Annotated in this window: 26 protein-coding genes; 2 read left to right on the top strand and 24 right to left on the bottom strand. The window is 43.3% G+C overall.

Translation table 11 applies throughout. From position 1 onward, the window contains the following. Positions 1-281: 281 nt before the first annotated feature. From AS034_RS05650 to AS034_RS05680, 7 genes are all read right to left on the bottom strand, one after another. The gene (locus tag AS034_RS05650) at positions 282-1,427 is read right to left on the bottom strand and encodes an acyl-CoA dehydrogenase family protein (protein ID WP_032087621.1); all 1,146 of its coding nucleotides are present in this window, start codon (positions 1,425-1,427) and stop codon (positions 282-284) included. 160 nt (positions 1,428-1,587) lie between these two features. Then, positions 1,588-2,130, bottom strand: a complete 543-nt coding sequence (locus AS034_RS05655; RefSeq protein ID WP_058297808.1) for a hypothetical protein — start codon at positions 2,128-2,130, stop codon at positions 1,588-1,590. Positions 2,131-2,242: 112 nt separating this feature from the next. Continuing rightward, positions 2,243-3,373 carry an RNA polymerase sigma factor RpoD gene (rpoD, locus tag AS034_RS05660; protein ID WP_032087619.1) on the bottom strand — a complete coding sequence of 377 codons (1,131 nt, stop codon included), beginning with the start codon at positions 3,371-3,373 and terminating at the stop codon, positions 2,243-2,245. Positions 3,374-3,408: 35 nt separating this feature from the next. Then, positions 3,409-5,220, bottom strand: a complete 1,812-nt coding sequence (gene dnaG, locus AS034_RS05665) for a DNA primase (RefSeq protein WP_032087618.1) — start codon at positions 5,218-5,220, stop codon at positions 3,409-3,411. A gap of 50 nt (positions 5,221-5,270) precedes the next feature. Beyond that, entirely contained in the window at positions 5,271-5,741 is a 471-nt protein-coding gene (locus AS034_RS05670) for a YaiI/YqxD family protein (protein ID WP_074439956.1), read from the bottom strand. Positions 5,742-6,019: 278 nt separating this feature from the next. Further along, entirely contained in the window at positions 6,020-6,832 is an 813-nt protein-coding gene (locus AS034_RS05675; protein ID WP_032087616.1) for a pyruvate, water dikinase regulatory protein, read from the bottom strand. A gap of 13 nt (positions 6,833-6,845) precedes the next feature. Continuing rightward, on the bottom strand, positions 6,846-7,472 hold the full coding sequence (locus AS034_RS05680; RefSeq protein WP_032087615.1) for a transcriptional regulator CcpN: 627 nt from the start codon (positions 7,470-7,472) through the stop codon (positions 6,846-6,848). Between the two features lie 470 nt (positions 7,473-7,942). Here AS034_RS05680 and AS034_RS05685 point away from each other — a divergent pair, with 470 nt between their 5' ends. After that, positions 7,943-9,316: a glycine--tRNA ligase gene (locus AS034_RS05685; RefSeq protein ID WP_032087614.1), complete on the top strand. Its 1,374-nt coding sequence runs from the start codon at positions 7,943-7,945 to the stop codon at positions 9,314-9,316. A 322-nt stretch (positions 9,317-9,638) separates the two neighbouring features. On the opposite strand, the gene recO is transcribed toward AS034_RS05685, so the two are convergent. From recO to rpsU, 15 genes are all read right to left on the bottom strand, one after another. Beyond that, the gene (recO, locus tag AS034_RS05690; RefSeq protein WP_032087665.1) at positions 9,639-10,391 is read right to left on the bottom strand and encodes a DNA repair protein RecO; all 753 of its coding nucleotides are present in this window, start codon (positions 10,389-10,391) and stop codon (positions 9,639-9,641) included. Positions 10,392-10,433: 42 nt separating this feature from the next. Beyond that, a complete protein-coding gene (locus AS034_RS22260; RefSeq protein WP_064564275.1) occupies positions 10,434-10,577 on the bottom strand; it encodes a YqzL family protein in 144 nt (47 codons plus the stop codon). Between the two features lie 135 nt (positions 10,578-10,712). Continuing rightward, a complete protein-coding gene (gene era, locus AS034_RS05695) occupies positions 10,713-11,630 on the bottom strand; it encodes a GTPase Era (protein WP_058297809.1) in 918 nt (305 codons plus the stop codon). Then, on the bottom strand, positions 11,623-12,057 hold the full coding sequence (locus AS034_RS05700) for a cytidine deaminase (protein WP_074439957.1): 435 nt from the start codon (positions 12,055-12,057) through the stop codon (positions 11,623-11,625). Before AS034_RS05700 ends, era begins: the two co-directional genes overlap by 8 nt. A 200-nt stretch (positions 12,058-12,257) precedes the next feature. Continuing rightward, a complete protein-coding gene (locus AS034_RS05705; RefSeq protein ID WP_032087611.1) occupies positions 12,258-12,641 on the bottom strand; it encodes a diacylglycerol kinase family protein in 384 nt (127 codons plus the stop codon). Beyond that, positions 12,616-13,089 carry an rRNA maturation RNase YbeY gene (gene ybeY, locus AS034_RS05710; RefSeq protein ID WP_058297810.1) on the bottom strand — a complete coding sequence of 158 codons (474 nt, stop codon included), beginning with the start codon at positions 13,087-13,089 and terminating at the stop codon, positions 12,616-12,618. Before ybeY ends, AS034_RS05705 begins: the two co-directional genes overlap by 26 nt. Positions 13,090-13,092: 3 nt before the next feature. Next, complete coding sequence (locus AS034_RS05715) at positions 13,093-15,252, bottom strand: HD family phosphohydrolase (protein ID WP_058297811.1); 2,160 nt, start codon at positions 15,250-15,252, stop codon at positions 13,093-13,095. A gap of 181 nt (positions 15,253-15,433) precedes the next feature. Then, positions 15,434-16,390, bottom strand: coding sequence for a PhoH family protein (locus AS034_RS05720; protein ID WP_058297812.1), 957 nt, complete (start codon positions 16,388-16,390; stop codon positions 15,434-15,436). A gap of 3 nt (positions 16,391-16,393) precedes the next feature. Then, on the bottom strand, positions 16,394-17,581 hold the full coding sequence (gene yqfD / locus AS034_RS05725) for a sporulation protein YqfD (protein ID WP_058297813.1): 1,188 nt from the start codon (positions 17,579-17,581) through the stop codon (positions 16,394-16,396). 11 nt (positions 17,582-17,592) lie between these two features. Continuing rightward, positions 17,593-17,877: a sporulation protein YqfC gene (gene yqfC / locus AS034_RS05730; protein WP_032087606.1), complete on the bottom strand. Its 285-nt coding sequence runs from the start codon at positions 17,875-17,877 to the stop codon at positions 17,593-17,595. A gap of 57 nt (positions 17,878-17,934) precedes the next feature. Beyond that, complete coding sequence (locus AS034_RS05735; protein WP_058297814.1) at positions 17,935-18,366, bottom strand: hypothetical protein; 432 nt, start codon at positions 18,364-18,366, stop codon at positions 17,935-17,937. Positions 18,367-18,395: 29 nt separating this feature from the next. Further along, positions 18,396-19,403, bottom strand: coding sequence for a flotillin-like protein FloA (floA, locus tag AS034_RS05740; RefSeq protein ID WP_232353888.1), 1,008 nt, complete (start codon positions 19,401-19,403; stop codon positions 18,396-18,398). Between the two features lie 97 nt (positions 19,404-19,500). After that, complete coding sequence (locus AS034_RS05745; RefSeq protein WP_032087604.1) at positions 19,501-20,811, bottom strand: NfeD family protein; 1,311 nt, start codon at positions 20,809-20,811, stop codon at positions 19,501-19,503. Between the two features lie 170 nt (positions 20,812-20,981). Continuing rightward, positions 20,982-21,428, bottom strand: coding sequence for a GatB/YqeY domain-containing protein (locus AS034_RS05750; RefSeq protein ID WP_032087603.1), 447 nt, complete (start codon positions 21,426-21,428; stop codon positions 20,982-20,984). 14 nt (positions 21,429-21,442) lie between these two features. Further along, the gene (gene rpsU / locus AS034_RS05755; protein WP_032087602.1) at positions 21,443-21,616 is read right to left on the bottom strand and encodes a 30S ribosomal protein S21; all 174 of its coding nucleotides are present in this window, start codon (positions 21,614-21,616) and stop codon (positions 21,443-21,445) included. Positions 21,617-21,946: 330 nt separating this feature from the next. Between rpsU and AS034_RS05760 the strand changes: the two genes are divergently transcribed. Then, on the top strand, positions 21,947-22,870 hold the full coding sequence (locus tag AS034_RS05760) for a Na/Pi symporter (protein ID WP_032087601.1): 924 nt from the start codon (positions 21,947-21,949) through the stop codon (positions 22,868-22,870). Positions 22,871-22,954: 84 nt separating this feature from the next. Here the strand turns inward: AS034_RS05760 and deoC are convergent, their stop codons facing one another. Continuing rightward, entirely contained in the window at positions 22,955-23,626 is a 672-nt protein-coding gene (gene deoC, locus AS034_RS05765) for a deoxyribose-phosphate aldolase (protein WP_032087600.1), read from the bottom strand. Between the two features lie 190 nt (positions 23,627-23,816). After that, complete coding sequence (locus tag AS034_RS05770; protein ID WP_058297815.1) at positions 23,817-25,478, bottom strand: glycoside hydrolase family 13 protein; 1,662 nt, start codon at positions 25,476-25,478, stop codon at positions 23,817-23,819. Positions 25,479-25,685: the final 207 nt, after the last annotated feature.

Here is a 25,685-nt window from a genome sequence, read left to right on the forward strand (position 1 = left end):
TTCCGCGGGCGCTTGGTGAGCCTCCCTTTCTTATTCATGGTGGCACGCTGTCCAGCTACAGGACTTAGAGGCACATTTCATAAGCTTCTGGGCCAAGCCTGCTGCTTTTCTTATAGGAGCCTTCGTCCTGCACTCAAATCAGCAACTGGAAGCTATGAATAACAAAACTATCTCATTCATCTTACCGACAAACAGTCTTCTTGAAAATAAAATCAACTATTAAAACAAAGAGCTGCAGGTGCGGTTAGCCAGCCTACAGCTCTTTGTTATTGTTATGTTGGTTAGTTATTAACCCCGATCAGGCGGGAGATGACCATGCGCTGGACTTCGGATGTTCCTTCACCGATTTCGAGCAGCTTGGCATCACGCAAATACCTTTCAACGTGATATTCTTTCATGTAGCCGTATCCACCATGTATCTGGATTGCTTCATCCGCTACTTCCATGCTGATTTCTGAGGCATACAGTTTACACATGGAGGCTTCTTTAGAGAAAGGTCTTCCTTGATCCTTCAGCCATGCAGCTTTGTGGACCATATTGCGGGCAAGTTCGATTTTCATGGCCATATCTGCGAGTTTAAACTGAGTGACCTGAAACTCGGAAAGGGTCTTGCCGAACTGTTTTCTTTCCTTGGAATATTGCAATGCTTTCTCAAATGCGGCCTGGGCCACCCCTACAGCCATTGCACCTATACCGATGCGGCCGCCATCAAGTGTGACGAGGAATTGTTTGAATCCTTCCCCGCGCTTACCAAGAAGGTTTTCTTTTGGAACTTCTACATCCTCCAGGACCAATTCAGTCGTATTGGAAGAATGCAGCCCCATTTTCTCATAGTTGTCAATCACAGTGAAGCCCTTTGCCTTGGTAGGCGCGATGATCGCACTTATCTCTTTCCTGCCGTTTTCCCTGCCTGTGATTGCAGTCAGCGCCAGGTGGTCAGCATAGCTTGCATTGGTAATATAACATTTATTGCCGTTGATCACCCATTTATCCCCTTTATCCTCTGCAGTGGTTTGAGTCCCGCCTGCATCGGATCCAGCATTGGGTTCCGTCAATCCGAAGGCTCCGAATGATTCCCCTGTACATATCGGAGTAAGATATTTTTCCTTTTGTTCATGAGTCCCGAACAGATTGATCGGAGCGCCGCCTAATGAAATATGCGCGGAATATGTGATTCCGGTAGATGCACAAGCCCTGCTCAATTCTTCCGTCACAATCGCAAAGCTGACCGTGTCTGCACCGGCACCTCCATATTCCTCGGGAAACGGAAGGCCCATCATTCCCAAATCAGAAAGTTTTTTAAAGATTTCTTTTGGAAATTCTTTAGTCCTGTCCCTGTCCAGTGCACCTGGAGCGACTTCCTCCTCAGCGAATTCACGGATCGTTTTTTTAATCATTGCCTGTTCTTGCGTTAAGTCAAAATTCATCCTTATCCCCCTTGTATTTACTTGATGAATGAAAGCCTGTTTTGGCTCAGGCTGTTAATCGCGCAAGCCTATCAATATTTCTATGAATGCGCTCTCATTCCTATTATAAAAGGGAATGGTGAATTTTCTCAACTTTAAAAAACTTTTAAAAATTCAGAAGTTATTGTAATATAGAGATTAGCAAGATGAGCATGCCCAATGCGCCAGACAAAGTGAAATAATGCAGCTTTCTCTTCAATCCCCATCCCACCCACAAAAAACAGTTCAAAAACAATACTGCATAGGTCATGTATGGGGAATCACCAAACAAGGGTTCCGTAATGTCCAATGAAATAAGCAGGAGGAGGAACGCTGCTGCAATACGAATAAATGAAGACGAGATTTTTTTCTTAGTATAATAATTTCGTATTCCAAATAATAATACGACAAAACCTGTCAAAATCGCTGTTTGCAAAACGACTGACAATTCAGTAAAATAAATGACAAATAATGAAATTGATATGATGGACACTGAAATGATAATGGCTATGATGTGAAGATTCCTTGTCCCTTTGTTCTCAGTGGATCCTGGAATATGTTCGCTGCCATTTGTATAAAGTGCCAACAAATAGTCGCAGTATTGATCGGGAAGCATATTATTCTGCTTCCAAAACTTGATTTCATTGATAATCACAGCTTCTCTGCCGTTTTTAGATTTTGACATAGTGAACTCTCTTTCTGTAAATTGACCTTTTTGTTTTATTCGTCACATGTCAGGAAAATTCCTTTTAAATCTCAAAAAACCTCTACCATTTACATGGTAGAGGTTCAGGATTCTATTCCAGGAAGTCCTTCAATCGTTTACTGCGGCTTGGATGGCGCAATTTACGAAGTGCCTTCGCTTCGATTTGACGAATACGTTCCCGTGTGACACCGAATACCTTTCCAACTTCCTCGAGTGTGCGTGTTCTTCCGTCATCAAGGCCGAAACGTAAACGAAGAACGTTTTCTTCACGGTCGGTAAGGGTATCAAGAACATCTTCCAATTGTTCCTTAAGCAATTCGTAAGCTGCATGCTCAGAAGGTGACTGAGCTTCTGCATCTTCAATGAAATCTCCAAGGTGTGAGTCATCTTCTTCACCAATCGGAGTTTCAAGTGAAACAGGTTCTTGTGCAATCTTTAAAATTTCCCTGACTTTTTCAGGAGTCAGATCCATTTCTTCAGCAATTTCCTCTGGTGACGGTTCACGGCCGAGGTCCTGAAGCAATTGTCTTTGGACACGGATTAATTTATTGATCGTTTCAACCATATGAACCGGTATACGGATCGTCCTGGCTTGGTCTGCAATGGCACGGGTGATTGCCTGACGGATCCACCAAGTGGCATAAGTACTGAATTTATACCCTTTACGGTAATCAAATTTCTCTACTGCTTTAATCAGACCCATATTACCTTCTTGAATCAGGTCCAGGAAAAGCATACCGCGTCCTACATATCTCTTGGCGATGCTCACGACAAGACGGAGGTTCGCTTCTGCGAGACGCCGCTTGGCTTCTTCATCACCATCTTCGATTCTTTTCGCAAGATTGATTTCTTCTTCTGCCGACAGGAGATCGACTCTTCCGATTTCCTTCAGATACATTCTGACGGGATCATTTATCTTAACTCCCGGAGGAACACTTAAATCATTTAAGTTGAATTCTTCCTCTTCTTCTTTCTCAAGTTCATTGGCACCCGGATCGTCATCTTCTTCATTTTCATTGATGATTTCTACACCCTGCTCACCTAAGTGATCGTAGAATTCATCCATTTGATCTGAGTCTAATTCAAATCCGGACAGCTTATCAGCAATATCCTCGTAAGTAAGGACGCCTCTTTTCTTTCCTTGGTTTACTAAAAATTCTTTCACCTGATCAACAGATAATTCAGACGCTATTTGTTTGGAACGCGCGGACTTTTCAGCCATTTGTTCCCCTCCTTCCAACTTCCTTGAACAATACTTTATAAAGACTTACGCAGCTGTAAGATTTCCATTGCTATTTGAGCTTCTTTGCGGTAATCATTTTGTCTCTGTGCTTCTTTTCTTTCGGATTCCTTTTCTTTTATCTTCAACATCTTTTGATGTTTTAAGACGGACTGCACATAATCCAGCAGCTCTTGATCCGAGCATTCATCGCTGATGGACATCATTTCAATCTCTGTGACAATCCTCCTCAACCGTTCATCTGGCAGAAATCCTATGAAAGAACTGGTACCAGGAGGCATCCCTTCCTCATAATAACCGAATAAATAAGTAATAATGGCTTGATGCTCATCAATATTAAGGTGGGTGCCGTCAAGCCAGTCCTGAACCTTAAAGGCTATATTGGGATCTTTAAGCATATAGGCAATGAGACGTCTTTCTGCAGTCTGATATGCAGGCAGGAGTTTTGTCTGCACATGCGGACGATATGGCTTTGGTGCCGGAGCCTTTTTGACAGGCTTTGAATTCTCCTTCAACGCGCCGCCGATCTCAGCAAGCTGCTGCTGGAGGGCTTCTAAAGAAACATCGAATTCTTCTGCCAGGTACCTTAGGTAATAGTCCTTTTCGACTGCGTTCGTAAGATGGATGATCTCCTTAAGTATGTCTTCTATATACTGAAGGCGGTCTCCTTCATCATTCAAATTTTTATTCAGCTTATAATACCTAAGCTTAAATGCCATAAACGTCAAACTGGCCCCTATTACATCCTGTTGAAACTTTTCTTTGCCATACTTTGAAATGTAGTCATCAGGGTCCAGACGTTCAGGTATCATCGCCACCCGTATGGATAACTGGTGCTTCAGGAGCAGGTTACCTGCCCTGAATGCAGCTTCCACACCGGCTGAATCACCGTCGTAGCATATGACAACTGAGTCTGTCAGCCGCTTGATCAATCCAATCTGTCCTTCAGTCAGTGATGTCCCCATTGTGGCTACACCATTTTCGACAGAAGCACCATTGGCGGAGATCACGTCTGCAAATCCTTCGAAAAGGATGACTTGCTGCTTTCTTCTAATGATCGTCCTTGATTCATGAAAGTTATAAAGAATACGGCTCTTATTGAAAATCTTTGTTTCAGGGCTATTCAAGTATTTAGGCTCATCATCAGAATGAAGGCTCCTGCCTGAAAACCCTACGACTTTCCCTTTTGGATTGGTAATGGGGAACATGATCCTTCCCCTGAAGCGATCGAGGAATGATTGGTCTTTTTCCCTTCTGACCAATAATCCGGCCGCTTCCATCAAATCGAGCGAGTACCCTCTCTTTTGCAGGAATTTGACTGTGAAATCCCAGCTCGGCAAGGACCATCCAATCTGGAACTTGCTGATACTCTCGGTCGTAAACCCCCTTGAAAGTAAATATTCAAGAGCTTCCTGCCCCTCCTTTGTATTTAAGAGGAGATGATGGTAAAATTTACTTAACAGCTCATGAGCCTGAAGCATTTGCTTTTCATCTTCCCGAGGCGGCGCTTCCTGTTCACCTGAAGCCGTCGGGACAGAAATTTCTTCCCCGATCTTGCTTCCAAGCTTCCGTGCCGCTTCAACGAATGACAGGCCGTCGACGTCCATCAGGAATGTAAAGGCATTTCCTCCTGCCCCGCAGCCGAAACAATGAAATATTTGTTTGTCTGGCGCTACAGAGAAGGATGGTGTGTTTTCCCCGTGAAAAGGACACAGGCCGAAATAATTACGGCCCTGCTTCTTGAGCTGTACATAATCACTGACAACATCTACGATATCCGTAGAGGATAAAATCTTATTTATTGTTTCTTCAGGGATTCTCTCAGACACTATATATCACCTGGTTTTCATTTCCCTCTTTATGCATTCGGTAAGAATAATCATTCTCCTGCAACCTTCGACAAAATTTTCTCGAACTGCGCAGAAAATTCTTTCCGGTCATCATCCGTAAAAGGCTTTGGCCCTTTACCATAATTCCCTTTCCTTCTTTCCTTCGCTGCCACATAACGGTAATCAAGCGCAGTCACTATGCTCTCTTCTCTGTAAACCTTTCCCCTGGGGGATAGGACGTAAACTTTTTTCGGAAGCACCAAGCTTGCGAGTCCAATATCCTGTGTCACCAGGATATCATCTGTCCGGACATGGTTCATGATATAAAGATCTGCTGCTTCTTTTTCACTGTCCACGTAAACCCATGTCCCTTCATCAGGGCTATTCTTCCTATGGGCATGGGAAGCAACAAAAACCACTTCAAAACCAAAAATACCGGAAATCCGGATGACTTCCTGTTTAACCGGGCAAGCATCGGCGTCTACAAAAACTGTAGATTTTAGTTTGCTATTACTAACTATTCTACATCACTCCGCATTATCCTTCTCTCCTCAGGAACTTTTCCCGGGAATTCAGGTAGAATATCGAAAAAAATCGAGATGAGGCTTGACATATCACAATAATTAGTTTATTCCTTAAGAGTTTAGTCTAAACCTATTTTAAATATTTTTATCACAATTTTTTATTATAGTACAATCGGACAAGTTTGACCACTAATTTACCCGAAAGAATTTTATGGTTTTTTTTCACAAAAGTAAAGAACGATCCTCACCATAAATGGGCCAGGATCGTTCCATTATTAATTATTTATTCGCTGGTAGATGTTTGTGATGATATTGGCTGTTTCTTCCACTGCTTTGTTGGTCACATCGATTACATGACAGCCCATTCTTTCTGAAATCTTTTCGAAGTAAGTGAGCTCTTCTTCTATGCGCCTGATATTCGCATAACTCGCCTCATCATTGAGGCCGAGTGATTTAAGCCGTTCTCTCCTGATCGTATTGAGCTTCTGAGGAGAAATCTTCAAACCAAAACACTTCTTCGGTGAAACCTTGAAGAGTTCTTCAGGAGGATCCACTTCGGGGACCAGCGGGACATTCGCCACCTTGAACCGCTTATGCGCAAGATACTGGGAAAGAGGGGTCTTGCTTGTTCTTGATACCCCGACAAGGACGATATCCGCTTTAAGGATGCCTCTTGGATCTCTGCCATCATCATATTTCACAGCAAACTCGATCGCTTCCACTTTTTTGAAATAATCATCATCAAGCTTTCTTACTGTACCAGGTTCGAATAAGGGTTCTTTTTCATAAATGGTCTGGTACGTATCCATCAAGGGACCGATGATATCAAAAGCGTAAAGCTCTTCTTTTTCAGCCTGCTCTTTAATATAGGCCCTCATGTCCGGCTTTACAAGCGTATAGACAATCAGTCCCTGATTCAGTTTCGCAAGGGAAATGACTTCATCGATATTTTCAAAGTCCTCAATATACGGAAAGCGTTTGATGACCGTATTGGAACCATTAAATTGACTAATGGCCGCTTTAGTTACTAATTCAGCAGTCTCACCCACCGAGTCGGAAACAACATAAATAATCGGTTCTTTCACGATCGTTCACCACCTTCTACTCTTCTTCTGCAAGTGCAACAAATGCTTTTGTAATGTTGGTCTTCGTGACCCTTCCGGTGACTTCCATGTCCCCGTTTTCTGTTTTCTTCACTACCGGTACTGAATCAATCTGTTTATGAATGAGATCCTTTGCCACCGAAATCAACAAATCGTCTTTTTCACAAGTCGTGATATTGGGCATCCTCGTCATTATGATATTCACCGGCAATGTGCTGAGTTCTTGCTTCCCAATACTTGCACGCAGGAGATCCTTCCTGGATAATACACCAACAAGATATGTATTAGCATCCACCACAAATAAAGTCCCTACGTCCTCCAGGAACATTGTAACAATGGCATCATAAACCGACACATTCTCATTCACTACGACGGGAATGGATTGATAGTCTTTAACATAAATTTTATTCAGGTTTTCTGTCAAGAGCTGAGTACCCGTTTTACCTGTGTAAAAATAGCCGACACGCGGCCTGGCATCCAAATAACCCGCCATAGTCAGAATAGCGAGGTCGGGTCTGAGCGTTGCTCTGGTAAGGTTTAACTGGTCGGCGATCTGTTCCCCGGTAATCGGTCCATTGTCTTTAACGATCTGCAAAATATGTTCTTGCCTTTTATTTAGTTCGATTGTTACTCACCACCTAACGAACAAACGATTAATGTCATACTTTATAATAAATATTATATACTATTTACAGAAAATGAAAAGAGTATATTGTCTTCTCTTCGTGACAACACTATGCATATTATCAAAGAGTATCTTTTTTCAACAAAAACATCAAATGTTTTATCTTTGCAGCGGTAGGAGTTGTTATTTCAACGCCGTCATGATAAAATATCTTCATCTTACAACCTTATAGATGCTGAGACGGATACATAAGTACTTGCGATCTAAAGCGACCGGGGATGGTGAAAGCCCGGAAAGCAGGGAAACGGCAGTCCTGAGCTGATCTAATCTAAAGTGGGTATACGGAAGCAACGTATATCAACTAGGGTGGAACCGCGAGTTACAAGCTCGTCCCTAGGCTAAGCCTAGGGACGAGCTTTTTTTATTTTGCTCAACAATTTTTTCAAGAATGACAAAAAGGAGTGACTTATATGTCAATGGAACAAGTAGTAAATTTAGCAAAACACCGCGGATTTGTATTCCCGGGATCCGAAATCTACGGAGGCCTTGCAAATACATGGGATTACGGACCACTTGGTGTAGAACTTAAAAACAACATCAAAAAAGCATGGTGGAAAAAATTCGTACAGGAATCCCCATACAATGTCGGACTTGACGCAAGCATCCTGATGAACCCTCAAACTTGGGTAGCATCCGGACACGTCGGTAACTTCAACGATCCGATGATCGACTGTAAGGAATGCAAGACACGTCACCGGGCGGATAAAATCATTGAAAATGCACTTGAAGAGAAAGGCATCGAAATGATCGTTGACGGCCTTCCATTCGATAAAATGGAAGAAATCATTAAAGAACACAATATTAAGTGCCCGGATTGCGGAAGTGAAAATTTCACGGAAATCCGTCAATTCGATTTAATGTTCAAGACACACCAGGGTGTAACAGAGTCGTCTACAAATGAAATTTACCTGCGCCCCGAAACAGCTCAGGGTATCTTTGTAAACTTCAAAAATGTCCAGCGCTCCATGCGTAAAAAAATGCCATTCGGTATTGCACAAGTGGGAAAAAGCTTTAGAAATGAAATCACTCCAGGTAACTTTACATTCAGGACCCGTGAATTTGAACAAATGGAACTTGAATTCTTCTGTAAACCAGGCGAAGACTTGGAGTGGTTCTCTTACTGGCGTGAATTCTGTAAGAACTGGCTGCTCAACCTGGGAATGAATGAAGAAAACATGCGCCTGCGCGATCATGATAAAGAAGAGCTTTCCCATTACAGTAATGCGACAACGGATATCGAATACAAATTCCCGTTCGGCTGGGGGGAACTTTGGGGAGTTGCAGACAGAACGGACTTTGATCTTAAGCGTCATATGGAACATTCCAATGAAGATTTTCATTACATGGACCCTCAGACGAATGAAAAATATGTCCCATACTGCATCGAGCCATCCCTTGGAGCCGACCGTGTGACCCTTGCCTTTCTATGTGATGCATATGAAGAAGAGGAATTGGAAAATGATTCGAGAACAGTCCTTCGATTCCATCCGGCACTCGCCCCGTTCAAAGCGGCGGTACTGCCTTTATCGAAGAAGCTTTCCGACGAAGCGTTCAAAGTGTATGAAGAATTGTCAAATGACTTGATGATCGATTTTGACGAAACGGCATCCATCGGTAAACGCTACCGCCGCCAGGATGAAATCGGTACACCGTTCTGCATCACATTCGATTTTGACTCAGTCGAAGACGGTCAAGTCACAGTCCGCGACCGTGACACGATGGATCAGGTCAGAATGCCGATCAGTGAAGTAAAATCCTTCTTGATGGAGAAAATCAAGTTTTAATTTGGTTAAAAAGCGTCCAAGAGGCTATCCTTTTGGACGCTTTTTATGTTATGTCTGCTTTTGAGTGAAATGGAAGTATGACCGTTAGAAGATCGCCAATACCACAATAGGTTTCTTCAAGTCTTTATGGGCGAAATAATATTTTATGAGCCAAATTCCGGATATATGGGCGAAATCCAGAATTTATGAGCGAACTGCCGATTTTTCGAAAAATACTTCGAAGTACCCTCCTTACGAAACGAACATCCCCTCAATCAAAAAAACATAATAAAAAACCGGCCCTAATCAAAGAGCCGGCAAAAATCACAATATGCTTTAAAAACTAGAATAAGTCCTTAAGGTTATCCATTTGATCAAGGAATCTCCTGGATTTTAATGTAAGCCCTGAATTTTCGTCGTAATAAGTCCTGATTACCCGTTTGAGCTGAGCTTTTGTTTCATCTTTAACCGAGATATTTCCCAACCTGGTGATATCAAAATAATAAAACAGCCTCAGTAATTTTACGGTACTTTGTGATAAAGGCAGATGGTGCGGGTCCTTCCCGACACATCGGTGGCAGATAAAGCCATTTTCCTTGAATGAAAAACCGAATGTCCCTTCGGCTTCACCACAGACTGAACAACCATCCAAGTACGGATGCAGCCCCAGGACAGGGAGCATCTTCATTTCAAAAATATACATCAATATCTCGGGGTCGTAATCTTCATTTAGGTACTGAAGCACCTTATACAGCAATTCAAACAGAAAGGGGTTGGGCTTTCTGTCTTCTGTACTTTTATCGAGGAGATCCACGATATAAGTGGCATATGCCGTCTTGAACAAGTCCTCTCTCACATGCCTCAGTGATTCAGCAATTTCACCTTGCTGAAGGGTCCCCAGCCCACTGCCTTTAATGAATAAGAAATACCCATATGTAAACAATTGGGAAATAGCGGAAAGACGGCTGTTGGACTTTTTTGCGCCACGTGCCATCAATCCGATTTTCCCGAATTCCCTGGTGTATATGGTAACGATCTTATTTGACTCACCATAATGGTTCGTTCTGATTACAATTCCTTCACACTTCTGCAGAATGTTGGCCACCTCCCGGATTCACGCTTGGGTGATGACAACCTATTACGTTAGGGGAAAGTCGACCTCCGACACTTCTTCTTCCAGTTGAAATGGTTGGTCCACTCTTTCTTTTTCAAGCTCCTTAAAAAGTAAATATGTGTCGATATTGCCTGTTTGCGAAAACACTTTCCAAGTTAAGTCTAACATCAAAAACCCACCTTTCTGGATTTAAACTAGCAAGACTTCAAAGCTTTCTTGTGATTAGATTTAGCATCTTTTTAGCAAAGCATGTGCACTAAATATTGTTAATTCTGTTCGCTTGACATTCTTAGAACGGGAAGATCAATATTCATCATCATTGAAACCATAATCGCGTAGATTTGACGCACGGTTTCTCCAATCTTTTTGGACTTTCACCCATAATTCCAGATACACTTTGGAACCAAGCAGATTTTCGATATCCATGCGGGAGCGCTTCCCTACTTCCTTCAGCATCGACCCCTGCTTTCCTATGATGATCCCTTTCTGCGAATCCCTTTCCACTATGATCGTAGCGAGTACATCAATGAGATTCTTGTCGTCTTTTCTTTCCATTTTATCAATGACGACTGCTATACTGTGCGGGATTTCTTCCCTCGTTAAATGAAGTACTTTTTCCCGGATCAATTCCGAAACGATAAAGCGTTCAGGGTGGTCGGTAATCTGGTCTGCCGGGTAAAATTGCGGACCTTCGGGAAGGTTCTCCTGAATCAATTCAAGGAGATGTTCCACATTATTGCCTTCAAGCGCTGAAATCGGTACAGTTGCTGCAAAAGGATACAGTTCATTGTACTTCTGGATGATGGGCAGCAGCTCATCAGGATGGATCTGATCGATTTTATTGAGAATCAGGAATACCGGGGTTTTGACCCCTTTCAGCTTCTCAATAATGAATTGATCTCCTTTTCCCAGCCCTTCTTCCACATTCACCATAAAGAGGATGATGTCTACTTCTTTCAATGTGTTTTGGGCGATCTTCATCATGAAATCCCCCAGCTTATGTTTGGGCTTGTGGATCCCCGGGGTATCGATGAAAATCATTTGTGATTGATCAGTTGTCAGAACACCTTGAACTTTATTGCGTGTAGTCTGCGGTTTGTCACTCATGATGGCGATTTTCTGACCGATGACCCGATTCAGAAACGTTGATTTACCTACATTGGGACGTCCTATGATCGAAATGAACCCTGATTTATATGCTGCGTTATCTGTATTATTCATGTAAATCCTCCGGAGAAAATGCTCCCGGCAATAACTCTGCAACGGATAATTCTTCAACATCGCCCTTGAGATTCGTCAATACCACTCTCATATCCTTCGAACAAAGCTCGGAAATTACCTGACGGCATGCCCCGCACGGCGGTACCGGCCTTGCCGTATCAGCGACTACTGCAATCATGGAAAATTCTTTATCGCCTTCTGAGTAAGCTTTGAAGAGTGCCGTTCTTTCTGCACAATTACACATACTGTATGCTGCATTTTCAATGTTGCATCCGTGATATACTTTTCCATCTTTCGTAAGAAGAGCTGCACCGACCTGGAATTTGCTATATGGTACGTATGCTTTTTCGCGTGCGGCTTTTGCTTCTTGGATTAATTGTTCTTTATTCATTCGATTAACTCTCCTTTTGACCCTTACATATTTCATTTTACTATAATTTTCATAAAAGAAAATGGGCTGTTATCATTTTGTAATAAAATAGTTAGATAATTCAAACTATTTACGGGCACCTTGTGTATGCGCGCTTAACTTATTCTATACAACAATAAGAGCGTTTTCAAATTAAAAAGAGGCTTGTACGAAGAAAAACTCTCCGTGCAGCCTCTTTTCAATCGATAAAGCATTGATTACGATAAAATTTTCGGGATGAAAATGATGCATCCTATGATGAAGGCACCGATTGCGTACAAAAGAACAGCGGCCGCTGCGGCGTCTTTGGAAATTTTGGCGAGCGGGTGATACTCGGGAGTGACGAGGTCGACCGCTTTTTCGATTGCGGTATTCATCGTTTCAAGCGCCATCATTCCAGAAATGAGTAAAATGACGATGATCCACTCGGTTACTGAAATTGATAACATCACCCCCAGGGCGACTGCAACGGCTGCAGCTGCTGTATGGATCCTGAAATTCTGTTCCGATGACCATACAAATCTGATTCCCTGCCAGGCGTGGCCAAACGATTTCCGGAGACGTTTAAGCCCGAATTTACTCTCTTGGGAGCCCGTAGTCATTAAGGATGTCCTTTTGTCTTTGGAACATTACTTTTTCATCCTGCTCATCCATATGATCATACCCCAATAAATGAAGGAAACCATGGAGTGCCAGGAACCCAAGCTCCCGCGAAAAAGAATGATTGTATTCTTCTGCCTGCTCTTTCGCCCTTTCGACAGAAATGATGATATCACCGAGTACTCTCGGGATATCCGCTCCTACTATTTCAATTTCATCTTCACCCATTTCTTCCAGTGCAAAAGAAATTACATCTGTCGGCTGATCTTTATCGCGGTATTCGCGGTTGATTTCTTGGATCCTTTCATTCGAAACGAAGGTCACAGAAACCTCACTGCCCTCTTCCACTTCCTCTTTGCCGGCTGCAAAATTCAGTATCCCGTTGATCATTCCGGTCTCTTTATCTGATAATTGTCCGGTCTCATCTATAAAGTCGATTGATAATGTCATTCTTTATTCTTCTCCTTTATCCTTAAGTTCAGGGTATTCAATTCTTGGATGGTAAATGCCGTTCAACGTCTCACATAAGGACTTTTTAACCTTTTCAAGTTCTTTTAACGAAAGATCGCACTCATTGAATTGACCGTCATTCAAGCGGTCTTTAACGATTGCTGCCACAAGGTTCCTGATTTCCTCCTGGGTCGGGGATGTTTTGGAACGGACGGCAGCTTCGACACTGTCTGCGATATTGATGATTGCAGTCTCTTTTGTTTGAGGCTTGGGACCTGGGTATCTATATTCTTCTTCACTTACATCTTTCCCCTGTTCCTTCGCCTTATAATAAAAATATTTCAGCAGCGTGGTTCCGTGATGCTGTTCTGCAATATCGATGATTTCTTTCGGAAGCTTGTGTTTCCTCAGCATGTCTGCACCGTCTGTGGCATGATCGATGATAATTGTCCTGCTTGTCTCAGGTGTCATCCGATCATGCGGGTTCTCTATATTCATCTGATTTTCAATAAAGAAATGGGGACGCTTCGATTTACCGACGTCATGGTAATAACATCCGACCCTTGCAAGAAGTCCATTCGCCCCTATGGCTTCACAGGCAGATTCAGCCAGATTGGCAACCATTACACTATGATGATAGGTACCCGGGGCTTCTGTCAACAACTTCTTTAATAACGGCTGATTCGGACTCGAAAGCTCAACCAGCCGCATGGAAGACAAGATCCCGAATCCGGTTTCAAAAAACGGAAGGAATCCAATGGTCAGGATGGAGGAGCCGATTCCGGATACCAATGCGAACACAAGATAATAAATGTATTCGGTACTCGTATAAGACACATCACTCAAAAGGACCAGGAAGGCAATGATCAAAATATTTACGAATGCAACATAAATACCTGCGCGAAGCACATTGGTTCGCTGATTCCGGCTGATGAGCGTCATGATTCCTGCGACACCGCTGAACAACGTATAAATCGCAACCTGGATATCGATGGAACCGGAAAATTCCTCATTGAAAACGATACTCGCACATGCAGCAATGATAAATACCATCATCATCGCAATGCGCTCATTCAGGAGGATACGGAGAATCATCCCCGTAAATGCCGCCGGGAATAAGAATGCAATATCATTGATCTCAAGCTGCTTCAACAATCCGGTGATTTTCATGATTAGCAGGGATATGACAAACACGATACTCGTTAAAATCAAGTAGTTCTGTTTCTGTTCTTCCTTTACTTCGAGTGTGTAAAAGAAATAATATAACGAACTTATGATCACAACAATGAACAGAATAAGTCCGATGATCGGCTTTAAAGAAAAATCCTCTTCTACCATGCCAAAGTCATTCAATGTATCATAGATAGCCGGGGTGACCAAATCTCCCTCTTCTACAATGACTTCACCATCGATGACTTTCACTGGCTGGACTTCCTTTACCGCCTGTTTTTTCAGCTGTTCTGTTTTTTCCTCGTCGTAATACTCGGTCGGTTCTATTGCAACATTCCCGAGAGCAACAGCAGCATCGGATAAAGTCCCTGAAAACGTAAAATTCTTTATCCGCTGCTCCAAATTGACCCTTGCCTCTTTCAATTCTTCTTCCTTCACTTTATCCTGCATGATGACCTGCAGCTGTGTCGTAACGATGGATTCCACTCTTTCCAATTCTGTATCAGACGCAGACAACAGAGACTCCAATATCTTATCGGTCAATGATTTTGTTACAAGGTTATCATTGCGGTCGGGAAGACGCTTCTTCAACTCTTCGATCTGCTTGTTGATTTGAGAGTTTTTAGGATTGGCCGCCTCCTCTTCCGGAGAAACTTCTTTGAATTCACCTTTTACATCTAGCACACTGTCGATCAATGAACTCACCAGCGTGACTGCATTATCAACAGCCCCCTCCTTCGCGCTGTAGACTTTTTCAATCTGGGCGGCAGCGTCCTCTTTTTTCTTTTCAGTGGCTTCTTTATCTTCAAGGGTCTTAGGCGCCCTGATGGTGGACGGGGCTTCCTCGTAAAGACTGATATCGAGCGGCTTGGGCTTTACGTTGCCGTAGAGGATGCCAAACACGATGAGTCCGAGCAGAATGAACATTAAATTTGTGAATAAGCGGTAACTCAAAAACTTTCTTATTTTATGTAATAATGGGTGCGTCTGCATAAAGTACCCCCTGTAATCTAACGGATCAGGTTTGATCTACGATGTATAGCATTCTTCTAATATGTAAAATCATAACAGTTTTTAACTTATTTATCTATTCCAATCATGGAAAAGCTTGCAGCATGTGATAAAAAAAGATTGACCTCCCTTTAACCAGGTACGGTCAATCTTTACGAAAACATTATTCATTTTTTTCGAAAGCGTCAATGATTTTAGCGACCAGGGGATGCCTTACTACGTCTGCCTGTTCCAGATAGATGAATGAAACGCCTTTTACGTCTTTCAGTATCCTTTCAGAAGAGACAAGACCTGACTGTACGCCCCTAGGCAGATCTACCTGTGAGCGGTCTCCGGTGATGATCATTTTTGAATCGAACCCAAGACGCGTCAAGAACATTTTCATTTGTGCCTGCGTCGTGTTCTGGGCCTCATCCAGGATGACAAATGCATCGTCCAGGGTCCGCCCTCTCATATACGCAAGCGGAGCGATTTCGATTGTTCCTCTTTCGATGAGCCGCGCCGTATGCTCTGCGCCCAATACGTCATGCAAGGCATCATACAGCGGCCGCAGATACGGGTCAACCTTTTCTTTTAAGTCCCCTGGAAGGAAGCCCAGGCTTTCACCCGCTTCAACCGCCGGCCTTGTAAGGATGATTTTCTTTACCTGTCCGGTTTTCAGTGCATGGACTGCCATGACGACGGCAAGATACGTTTTTCCCGTACCCGCGGGTCCGATGCCGAAAACCATATCATGTTTGCGTATGGCATGTATATATTGTCTTTGGCCGAGGGTTTTCACTCGGATCGATTTCCCTTTGGCATTCTTCGTGATTTCTTCATTATACAAGTCGATGAAATACTCCAATGTGCCGTTCTTGCCCATTTGAACGGCGTGGAGGACATCGCGCTGGCTTATATTGATGCCTTTCTTGATGACACTCACTAAAACGTCGCAAATTTCAAGGGCCAGCCCGGCTTGTTCTTCTTTCCCTGAAACCAGCAACTCTTCGCCTCTTGTTACAATTGAAACGCCTAACTCTTGTTCGATTATTTTAAGGTGAGAATCTGAAACCCCAAATAAAGCGATTGCTTCGTTTGGATTTTCCAGCTGTAATTTCATTAAGATATCATCTGACATTCATTAGTCTCCTTGGATAATTGGTTGTCCTTCAGCAATATTTTCTACTACTTTAAAGTGAAGATTTACCTTAACTTTACCATTCTCCACCTGTTCTTGCAAAATTTTTTCACCGATTATTTCTGCTTCATCAGGCAGGTTTGATTCCAGATTGTTTCTGGCCAGTTCTTTTGCTTCCTTGACGGCCTGCTCCCTTGTATAAGATCTTTCAACTTGCTCCTTTTCTTTCATACTCTGATCGATGTAGGAAACCGGCAGCTCCCATTTCAGGAATTTGACTGGCTTCTCCATCTCTTCTGTTACTGCTTCTTTAAACTCAGGTTTCCCAAAACCCCAAATGGGGATTCTTAAAGAACCGATTTCGATATAATGCTTTCTTTTCTCGTTCCCGCTGAACACAACGAAATCCGTTTTCATTGGAAGTTCTACCGAGGTTTTATACCAGGTCTCCCCCATTATTTTTGCTTTTGCAGGAACGCCTTTTGACTTATCTTCATTTCCGATCACTCCAGAGACGAGGAGTTGTCCCTTCTGAACGTAATCATTCACCTTAACCTGCGGATCCCCTTCTTCCACAAACATATCGACGATGATCGCTTTTTTCTTTGCGACTATATGCTGCAGACCCGTGGATTCAACTTGTTCAGGTGCATTTTTTTCAACGACCTGGAAGTGAAAGGTTGTCCCTCTTAACTCGACACCCACCCATGTAATATTGTCCATTCTTGAGGATAGTTCCCGCTGAATATTTTCAACATCGGGAATTGAGAATTGGAGTTTACCGGTCTTGACCCCCATCGCTGTGAGTTCCTTTCGGATGTGATGTTCAGTTTCAGGAGTCGCACCCTTGATCTGGATACCCCAAACCATATTAGACAACAGCATGACAATGATGAGGAATGATAGGCCGCCGAGGAGAAAACCGGAATTTTTGAACGCCCGTTTCAAAAGGAACGGCCCTCCCTGCCCCCTGAGGAATGTCACTTTGCACCCTGATGACCTTACCGCTCTCCTGAAGTTATGTACATCCTCTAAGGCTATATAAAACGTAATCGTATCAGTCCCTGCCCTTTTTACATTCCAAATGGATATATCTGAACGCAGCAATTGATTGATTACGCTCTCGATCAGCCTGCCTTCCATTTTCACGAACACATTCCCCTTCAACGAGGTGATCCATTGGTTCTTCAAATTTGTCCCTCCTAGTTTTCTAAATAAGTGACTTCTATGATTTTACCCTGGAGAAGTATTTCTTCCGGCAGTATCATTTTTATGACAAACTGTTCCCCTCTGATCAAGAGTTGACCTTGTTTTAGCAGAAGCCTTACTTCACGGTCGGTGAACGTCAAAAGCCCCCGATGGTTCTCTATATAGATATGGATTTGTCCAATCATAGTGACGCGCGGAAGGTCCATCATGACATCTTCAGGCAGGTCCATGGTCTGCGTCATCCATTTCCGCATTTGCTGCACCCAATTTTTCGCCATAAAAAAAGAACCCCCTTTCATCTCATATTTATGAAATGAAAAGGGGATTCATCACTGTTATTTTCGATGATTCGCTTTTTTTGCACGCGGCGGGCCGAAGACTTCAGAGAAGATGAGTCCTTTTACGATGTCATCCTGGTTCCCGAAGTCAATGGAGTATTGTGAATCCTTCCTTTCTTTGATGGACTTCACCTTGCTGCGCTGCATTTTCACCTGTTCTTTGTAATCGTTTTCCTGCTTTTTCATCTGGGCGTACTTACTCTCGATATCTTTCTTTTTCTCTTCGAATTGTGACTGAAGAGTATAAACAGGCTCTTCACGCACGGGCTCACTTTTTGTACGGGGTTCCTCCCTGTACGTCTGTGCAGGGCTTCCTGTTGATATCGGTTTAGGCTTTGGCCTGCTTTCCTGAGAAGACGACGAGTCTTTCACCCGATTGAAAATTGCCGTCACTAGCCCTATGATGACGGCGACGATTAGTCCTTCCATGGAGAAGTCTCCTTTCTCACCCGGGGATATTATTCACCTTTAGGATTTTTCCCATCCTTTTTATCACCCGTCAGTTTTCCGATGGAGTCCCTCATATCCGTGTCGGCATCGATATTCTTTATGTTCATATAATCCATCACACCGATATTGCCTGAACGGAGCGCTTCAGCCATAGCAAGCGGAACTTCTGCCTCTGCTTCCACAACCTTGGCTCTCATTTCTTCTACTCTTGCTTTCATTTCCTGTTCGTTAGCTACAGCCATCGCTCTTCTTTCTTCTGCTTTGGCCTGTGCAATGTTCTTATCAGCTTCTGCCTGTTCAGTCTGAAGTTCGGCACCGATGTTCTTGCCGATATCAACATCCGCGATATCGATTGAAAGGATTTCAAATGCAGTACCTGCATCCAGACCTTTGGAGAGAACGGTCTGAGAAATCATATCCGGGTTTTCGAGTACCTTTTTGTGATTGTCGGAAGAACCGATCGTAGATACGATCCCTTCACCTACACGGGCAACGATTGTTTCTTCCCCTGCTCCCCCGACAAGACGGTCAATATTTGCGCGGACGGTTATACGTGCCTTCGCTTTCACTTCAATCCCGTCCATCGCCACACCGGCGATGAATGGTGTTTCGATCACTTTCGGATTAACGCTCATTTGAACAGCTTCAAGGACGTCGCGCCCAGCGAGGTCGATCGCTGCACAACGTTCAAAGGTCAGTTCGATGTTTGCACGATGTGCGGCAATCAATGCATTCACGACGCGATCGACGTTACCTCCCGCCAGATAATGACTCTCCAGCTGATTAATGGTGACATTGATCCCAGCTTTGTGCGCTTTAATGAGGGGATTTATGACCCTGCTCGGGATAACGCGGCGCAGCCTCATACCGATTAAGGTAAAGATGCTGATCCTCACTCCTGCCGCAATGGCTGAAATCCACAGCATCACAGGTACGAATGTAAATAGTACAGCCAGTAGAATAAAACCTACCACAATGGCTACAATCAATAAAATGGTACTAGGTCCGATTACCATGTAATCATCCTCCTGAAAAATTAAGATATAGAGTCCCCATCAGTTCCATTAAGTACTGATGAGGTTGAATCTGAAGCTAACCCATCCGGCAAAAACCTTAGGACAGGTCTCTCACCACAATCCGGGAGCCTTCGACTTTCACAACTTTCACTTGTTGATTTACGGCAATATAACCGCCTTCCGTCACGGCATCGATTCTTTCATCTTCAATGATGATTGTACCCGACGGCCTTAACGGCGTTTTGGTCAATCCCGTCTTCCCGATGAGTTCCAGCCTGTTCGCATTCGAGACATAGCCGCTTTCGGTATTGGTTGAATCCTTCAAAATAATTTTATTGAATAGTTTCATCTTTTTACCAAACACCTTTACAAAGATAATCATGGCAATCACAGCAATCAGTAACGCAATCAGAATGGAAATTCCCATTTGCATGATGTTCCCTCCCGCAAGCATGATACTGCCGATTACCGCAGCGGCCCCGAGGCCTCCCGCTATTCCGCCGGGAAGGAAGAATTCTGCGATGATCAGTATGATTCCTATCACGAATAGAATGATCGTTTCATACCCCGCTAGCCCTGCGACCAGATGGCCGTAAAAGAATAACAGCAGTGAAACCAGCCCGATTGAGCCTGCTACACCGAATCCTGGTGAATATAACTCCACCACAAGCCCCAGACTTGCCAATGATAATAGAATGGGAACAACGATTGGATTCGTGATGAACCTTGCCAGTTTCTCAGCAAAGGATTCTTCCACTACCTGAACAGAAGCCTTTTTGATACCAAGCTCACTATACAGTTCGTCAAGGTTTTTTACCGTTCCCTCTGAATAGCCGATTTTTTTGGCTTCCTTTGAACCAAGGGTCAACAGCTCACCCTTTTTCAGGCCAAGCTCAGGTATTTCTACATTTTCATCTGCCATCGCTTGTGCATAGATCGGATCTCTTCCGCTTGATTCCGCTGCACTCTTCATAGCCGACAGCCAGTAGCTTTGTGCTTTTTTATCAGCTGCGTTACCTGCTTGATCGATGACTGCCGCGGACCCGATATGACCATTGGGGACCATATAGATTTTATCTGCATGAAGGGCGATGAACGCACCCGCCGATAAAGCATTGTTATTTACAAATGCAACCGTATCGGCTTCCACCCCATCGAGCAGCTGACCGATATCCCCTGCAGCATCGACCAGACCTCCAGGTGTATCAATATCAAAAATGATCGTATCAGCCCCATTTTCCTCGGCTTCCTCCAGTGCTCGTTGAAGAAATGCATGAAGACCTTTTTCGACTTCTTTTTGGATGGGTATCACATATACATTTTTATCGCCATCTGCAGACCCGGACAAGGGAAGCAAAAAACTGAACCCAAGGATCATCATATAAAAGATCAGTATACTCCTTCTCACTTTAACCCCCTCGTTTCAATCATATTCCTTGCTAGTTTATGTACGAATGAACCATTTAAAAAGTTTCATTTTTATAAAATAAACATTTTAGAGTGAGGATGACAAATGAAAGGCCTTACAAGGACACCATTAAAAAAACCGAGAAACGCAGGGCTTCTCGGTTTTGGTTGTTATGATAGATGTTGAAGAACAAGTTTATTGACGAGAGCTCCATCTGCTTTCCCTTTAACTTTAGGCATGATAGCCCCCATCACTTTACCCATATCAGCCTTAGAAGAAGCACCAACCTCAGCCATCGTTTCCTGAACTATGGCTGAAATCTCTTCTTCAGAAAGCTGTTTAGGCATATATATTTCGACGTAAGTCAGTTCTGTTTGAATTTTCTCAGCCAGATCGTCACGACCGGCTTTCGTAAATTCATGGAGGGAGTCTTTCCGTTGCTTGACTTCTCGAGAAAGGACAGTCAACTCTTCGTCTTCAGAGAGCTCCTGTTTTCCAAACTTAATGGCTTCATTTTGAAGTGCAGCCTTAAGCATGCGGATCACGGAAAGTTTCTCTTTTTCTTTATTTTTCATCGCTTGTTTCATATCATCATTTAAACGATTGAGAAGACTCATGGTTACACCCTCTCTTAGAACTTACGCTTTCTTGCAGCTTCTGATTTCTTTTTGCGTTTTACGCTTGGCTTTTCATAAAATTCGCGCTTTCTAAACTCTTGTAAAGTTCCTGTTTTAGAAACTGAGCGTTTGAAGCGACGAAGAGCATCTTCAAGCGATTCGTTTTTACGAACAACTGTTTTTGACATCTCTCTTTCCCTCCCTCCGAACACACTACACTTACATGTTCAAGTCAGAAAATGGATAACACCATTTTTCCAAGGACGACTAATCGTCCTTTTACTTTACCAATAGGTTTGGCTTAGCCCTTGTATCTTTGTCACAAGGGGACAGAAAGTGTATGTCTTTCTTGAATGAATTCTTTAAAATATAAAGAAATCCATGTACTTTGCCATTATAATATATGTCTGCGTGCAGGTCAACAACTTCTGCATATTTGCTTGTAATATTAGGCATGTCTCCCTTCCGCCTCCCATACATTAGTGGTAAGCATGTACCGGAGCGGAGGGAGCAGTAGAATGTTGAACTTACTATTATTTATTTTGCTTATTTTGTGTTTCTTATTGGGTATGCTGTGGCTTCGGTCAGGATTATTTAATATCGCGAACATGAAAGTGAAGAAATGGCTTCATTTCCTCACAGACACACCTGTCAAAGGTGCCGCCACTGGTACCGTCGTGACCGCATTCATCCACAGCAGTTCGGCTGTGATGGTCCTCACCGTAGGCCTAGCTTCTTCTGGGATCATCCCGTTCAGGCAGACAATAGGAATCATGCTGGGTTCCAATATCGGTACTACATTTACACTTGAAATGTTCACTCTGAATATGAATTACCTCATTGTGCCTTCCATCATTATCGGATGCATACTGATCGCATTCAAAAAAGACACGTTAAGGAGTGCAGGGTTCATATTCACGGGGTTCGGCCTGATCTTCGCATCCATCAAGGGAATCCAGTGGGTTGCCGAACCTCTAACAACTCATCCCCTTCTCCATGAATACATAGATAAAGTGAACAATCATCTGCTGATTGCACTCCTCATCGGGTGTATCCTGACTGCCATCATTCAATCCAGCACTGTCGTCACCGGAGTCACGATGGGATTCCTGGCTGCACAATCAATCGATCTCCATGCCGGCATCGCCATCATGCTTGGCGCAAATGTCGGTACATGCATCACTGCATTCATCGCAAGCATAGGAGGCGGGGTGCAGGCAAGGCTGACGGCTTATGCTCATATCTGGCTCAATGTAATCGGTGTAATGGTATTCATCCCACTTATACCGCTGCTCGGTACAATCGTTCAGAAGCTTGCAGGTTCACCGGACCTTCAGCTTGCCCATGCAAGTGTGATCTTCAATCTGATTTGCTCGCTGCTGGTACTCCCTTTCGCCTTTAAGTTCGCGGGATTTATCGAGAAAGTGCATCTGCGGAAATAGGTCGCAGGACTCGCTGCAGCAGCATGCTGGTAAATGCAAAAAAGCCGGATGAATTATCATTCATCCGGCTTTTTTCATCACTGATTAATAATCAGAATCACTTGTCAATCCTTGTACAATTTTCACACCTGAACTGGCTCCAAGACGAGTCGCACCTGCGTCGATCATCGCCTGAGCATCTTCAGCAGAGCGTACTCCGCCTGAAGCTTTTACGCCGAGATCAGGTCCTACTGTCTTTCTCATCAAAGCGATGTCTTCTACAGTAGCACCGCCTGTGGAGAATCCAGTAGATGTTTTCACATAATCTGCACCTGCTTCAACAGATAACTCACAAGCTTTCACTTTTTCTTCATCAGTCAACAGGCACGTTTCAATGATCACTTTTGATAATGCTTTTCCTTTTGAAGCTGCAACAACAGCTTCAATGTCACGCTTCACAAGATCGTAGTCTCCGCTCTTCAAAGCACCGATATTGATGACCATGTCCACTTCGGTTGCACCTTTTTCAATGGCATCCTTTGTTTCGAAGGCCTTTGTTTCAGGAGTGGAGGCTCCTAATGGGAAACCGATTACAGTGCAAACTTTCACTTCTGTGCCTTTTAAAAGTTCGCTTGAATAGTTCACCCAAGTCGGATTCACGCATACAGATGCAAATTTGAATTCTTTGGCTTCCTGGCAAAGAACTTCAACTTGATCTTTCGTTGATTCTGGTTTAAGTAAAGTATGATCGATCATACTTGCAATATTCATAGTCATATCTCTCCTTTAACAGTTGTCCGTACCTCTTTTATAATACCAAAACAGACAATAAAAAACGAGTTTTTATTTTAGGATATCCCTTTTTTTTGCTGGGAATGTATCTTTTTTGTAAGTGGTTACATTAAGTGGCCGGTTTTTACAAAAAAAAGCTGCCGGTCATTATGCCCGACAGCTTCACAACATATTATTATTTTACCCGATAGACCCTTGCTTCGTATGGCTTCAAGCTCAATACGCTTTCAGGAGTATGGGCTTCGACCGCGTAATTTGAGAGCAGCAGGTTTTCGGATGATACCTTGAAGTCAAGTTCACAAACGGCATCTTCGGTTGAAAGGTTTGTCACCACAAGCATTTTGTCCTTTTCTCCGGTGCGTGTGTATGCATAAATCTGTTCGTCTTCCGGAAGGAGTAAATCATAAATCCCATATGTGAAGACGTCTTCTTCTTTCTTGAGTGAAATCATTCTCTTATAGAAAGAAAGGATTGAGTGCTCATCTTTCTCCTGAGCTTTTACATTGATTGTTTTATAATTCGGATTCACTTTCATCCAGGGCGTACCGGTTGTAAAACCGCTGTTTTCCTCATCCGACCATTGCATCGGTGTGCGGCTGTTGTCCCTGGATGAAGCCCAGATGATTTCCATGATATCCTGGTGCTTCACGCCTTCTTCGCGTTTTAGACGGTATAGATTTTTCACCGCAACATCATCGTAGTCTTCTATGGAAGGAAATTGGACATTGGTCATCCCTATTTCCTGCCCCTGATAGATGAACGGCGTACCCTGCATCAGGAAGTACATCGCTGCCATGGCAGTGGAGCTCTCTTTCCAATATTCCTTGTCGTTCCCCCACGTGGAAACGACGCGCGGCTTATCATGATTCTCAATGAAAAGGGCATTCCAGCCATTTCCCTCAAGCCCTTTTTGCCAGCGGGAAAGGACTTTCTTCAGTTCAACGATATCCAGATCCGGATTCGTTTCAGCATCCCATAATCCCAAATGTTCAAACTGGAAGATCATATCCATCTTTCCGTTTTCTTTTCCGACCCACAGCTCCGCTTCATCAGCTTTCACGCCATTTGCTTCCCCTACCGTCATAACATCATAGTTCGAGTACGTGCGGTCCTTGAATTCCTGCAAGAACGTATGAATGCCTTTTTGATTCATATGCATATCAAATGAAGACACATACTTTTTCTTTTTCGGGTTTGGCATATCAGGCAGGCCTGGACGTTTCTTAATGTGACTGATTGCATCGATCCTGAATCCGTCGATTCCTTTGTCCAGCCACCAGTTTACTGTGTCATACAAAGCATCGCGTACTTCTTCGTTTTCCCAATTCAGGTCAGGCTGTTTGGTTGAAAATACGTGGAGGAAGTACTGATCTGTTTTTTCATCATACTTCCAGGCAGAACCTCCGAATATACTTTCCCAGTTATTCGGTTCCTTTCCGCCTTTGCCGTCACGCCAAATATACCAGTCGCGCTTCGGATCATCCTTTGAACTTGCTGATTCAACGAACCATGGATGCTCGTCACTGGTATGATTGAGTACAAGATCGATGATCAGTTTCATATCACGGCTGTGTACCTCTTCCAATAATTGATCAAAATCTTCCATCGTCCCGAAATCTTCCATGATATCCTGATAATCAGAAATATCATATCCGTTGTCATCATTGGGTGACTTATACATCGGACAAATCCAAATGACATCTATACCCAGGTCTTTAATATAATCAAGCCGCTCTATGATTCCTTGCAAATCTCCAATACCGTCCCCATTGGAATCCTGAAAACTCCTTGGATAAATCTGATAGCCGACTGCTTCTCTTCGCCATGCCTTTTCCATCGTAACACCTCATCAAATTATAATAAGTACAAACGCTTACATTTTGTTTTTGCCAAATCATCATCCAGTTGAATTTCTTGGGTGAGGCAATTGGATTGTTTTAACTACTCCAGTTGTGGTTAAAATAAACTCAAAAAATGCGCAATCGTTTGCACGAAATAGCTAAAAAAAATAAAATACCTCTTTGATATGAACATTACTAGTTTA

Source organism: [Bacillus] enclensis (genome assembly GCF_001456935.1).
Taxonomy (GTDB): domain Bacteria; phylum Bacillota; class Bacilli; order Bacillales; family Bacillaceae_B; genus Rossellomorea; species Rossellomorea enclensis.

What these genes read in the sequence shown, in the direction of transcription:
- AS034_RS05650 (WP_032087621.1), bottom strand. Translation starts at nt 1,427, where the DNA reads ATGAATTTTGACTTAACGCAAGAACAGGCAATGATTAAAAAAACGATC.
- AS034_RS05655 (WP_058297808.1), bottom strand. Translation starts at nt 2,130, where the DNA reads ATGTCAAAATCTAAAAACGGCAGAGAAGCTGTGATTATCAATGAAATC.
- rpoD (WP_032087619.1), bottom strand. Translation starts at nt 3,373, where the DNA reads ATGGCTGAAAAGTCCGCGCGTTCCAAACAAATAGCGTCTGAATTATCT.
- AS034_RS05685 (WP_032087614.1), top strand. Translation starts at nt 7,943, where the DNA reads ATGTCAATGGAACAAGTAGTAAATTTAGCAAAACACCGCGGATTTGTA.
- AS034_RS22260 (WP_064564275.1), bottom strand. Translation starts at nt 10,577, where the DNA reads ATGTTAGACTTAACTTGGAAAGTGTTTTCGCAAACAGGCAATATCGAC.
- era (WP_058297809.1), bottom strand. Translation starts at nt 11,630, where the DNA reads ATGAATAATACAGATAACGCAGCATATAAATCAGGGTTCATTTCGATC.
- AS034_RS05700 (WP_074439957.1), bottom strand. Translation starts at nt 12,057, where the DNA reads ATGAAATATGTAAGGGTCAAAAGGAGAGTTAATCGAATGAATAAAGAA.
- AS034_RS05705 (WP_032087611.1), bottom strand. Translation starts at nt 12,641, where the DNA reads ATGACTACGGGCTCCCAAGAGAGTAAATTCGGGCTTAAACGTCTCCGG.
- ybeY (WP_058297810.1), bottom strand. Translation starts at nt 13,089, where the DNA reads ATGACATTATCAATCGACTTTATAGATGAGACCGGACAATTATCAGAT.
- AS034_RS05715 (WP_058297811.1), bottom strand. Translation starts at nt 15,252, where the DNA reads ATGCAGACGCACCCATTATTACATAAAATAAGAAAGTTTTTGAGTTAC.
- AS034_RS05720 (WP_058297812.1), bottom strand. Translation starts at nt 16,390, where the DNA reads ATGTCAGATGATATCTTAATGAAATTACAGCTGGAAAATCCAAACGAA.
- yqfC (WP_032087606.1), bottom strand. Translation starts at nt 17,877, where the DNA reads ATGGCGAAAAATTGGGTGCAGCAAATGCGGAAATGGATGACGCAGACC.
- AS034_RS05735 (WP_058297814.1), bottom strand. Translation starts at nt 18,366, where the DNA reads ATGGAAGGACTAATCGTCGCCGTCATCATAGGGCTAGTGACGGCAATT.
- floA (WP_232353888.1), bottom strand. Translation starts at nt 19,403, where the DNA reads ATGGTAATCGGACCTAGTACCATTTTATTGATTGTAGCCATTGTGGTA.
- AS034_RS05750 (WP_032087603.1), bottom strand. Translation starts at nt 21,428, where the DNA reads ATGAGTCTTCTCAATCGTTTAAATGATGATATGAAACAAGCGATGAAA.
- rpsU (WP_032087602.1), bottom strand. Translation starts at nt 21,616, where the DNA reads ATGTCAAAAACAGTTGTTCGTAAAAACGAATCGCTTGAAGATGCTCTT.
- AS034_RS05760 (WP_032087601.1), top strand. Translation starts at nt 21,947, where the DNA reads ATGTTGAACTTACTATTATTTATTTTGCTTATTTTGTGTTTCTTATTG.
- deoC (WP_032087600.1), bottom strand. Translation starts at nt 23,626, where the DNA reads ATGACTATGAATATTGCAAGTATGATCGATCATACTTTACTTAAACCA.
- AS034_RS05770 (WP_058297815.1), bottom strand. Translation starts at nt 25,478, where the DNA reads ATGGAAAAGGCATGGCGAAGAGAAGCAGTCGGCTATCAGATTTATCCA.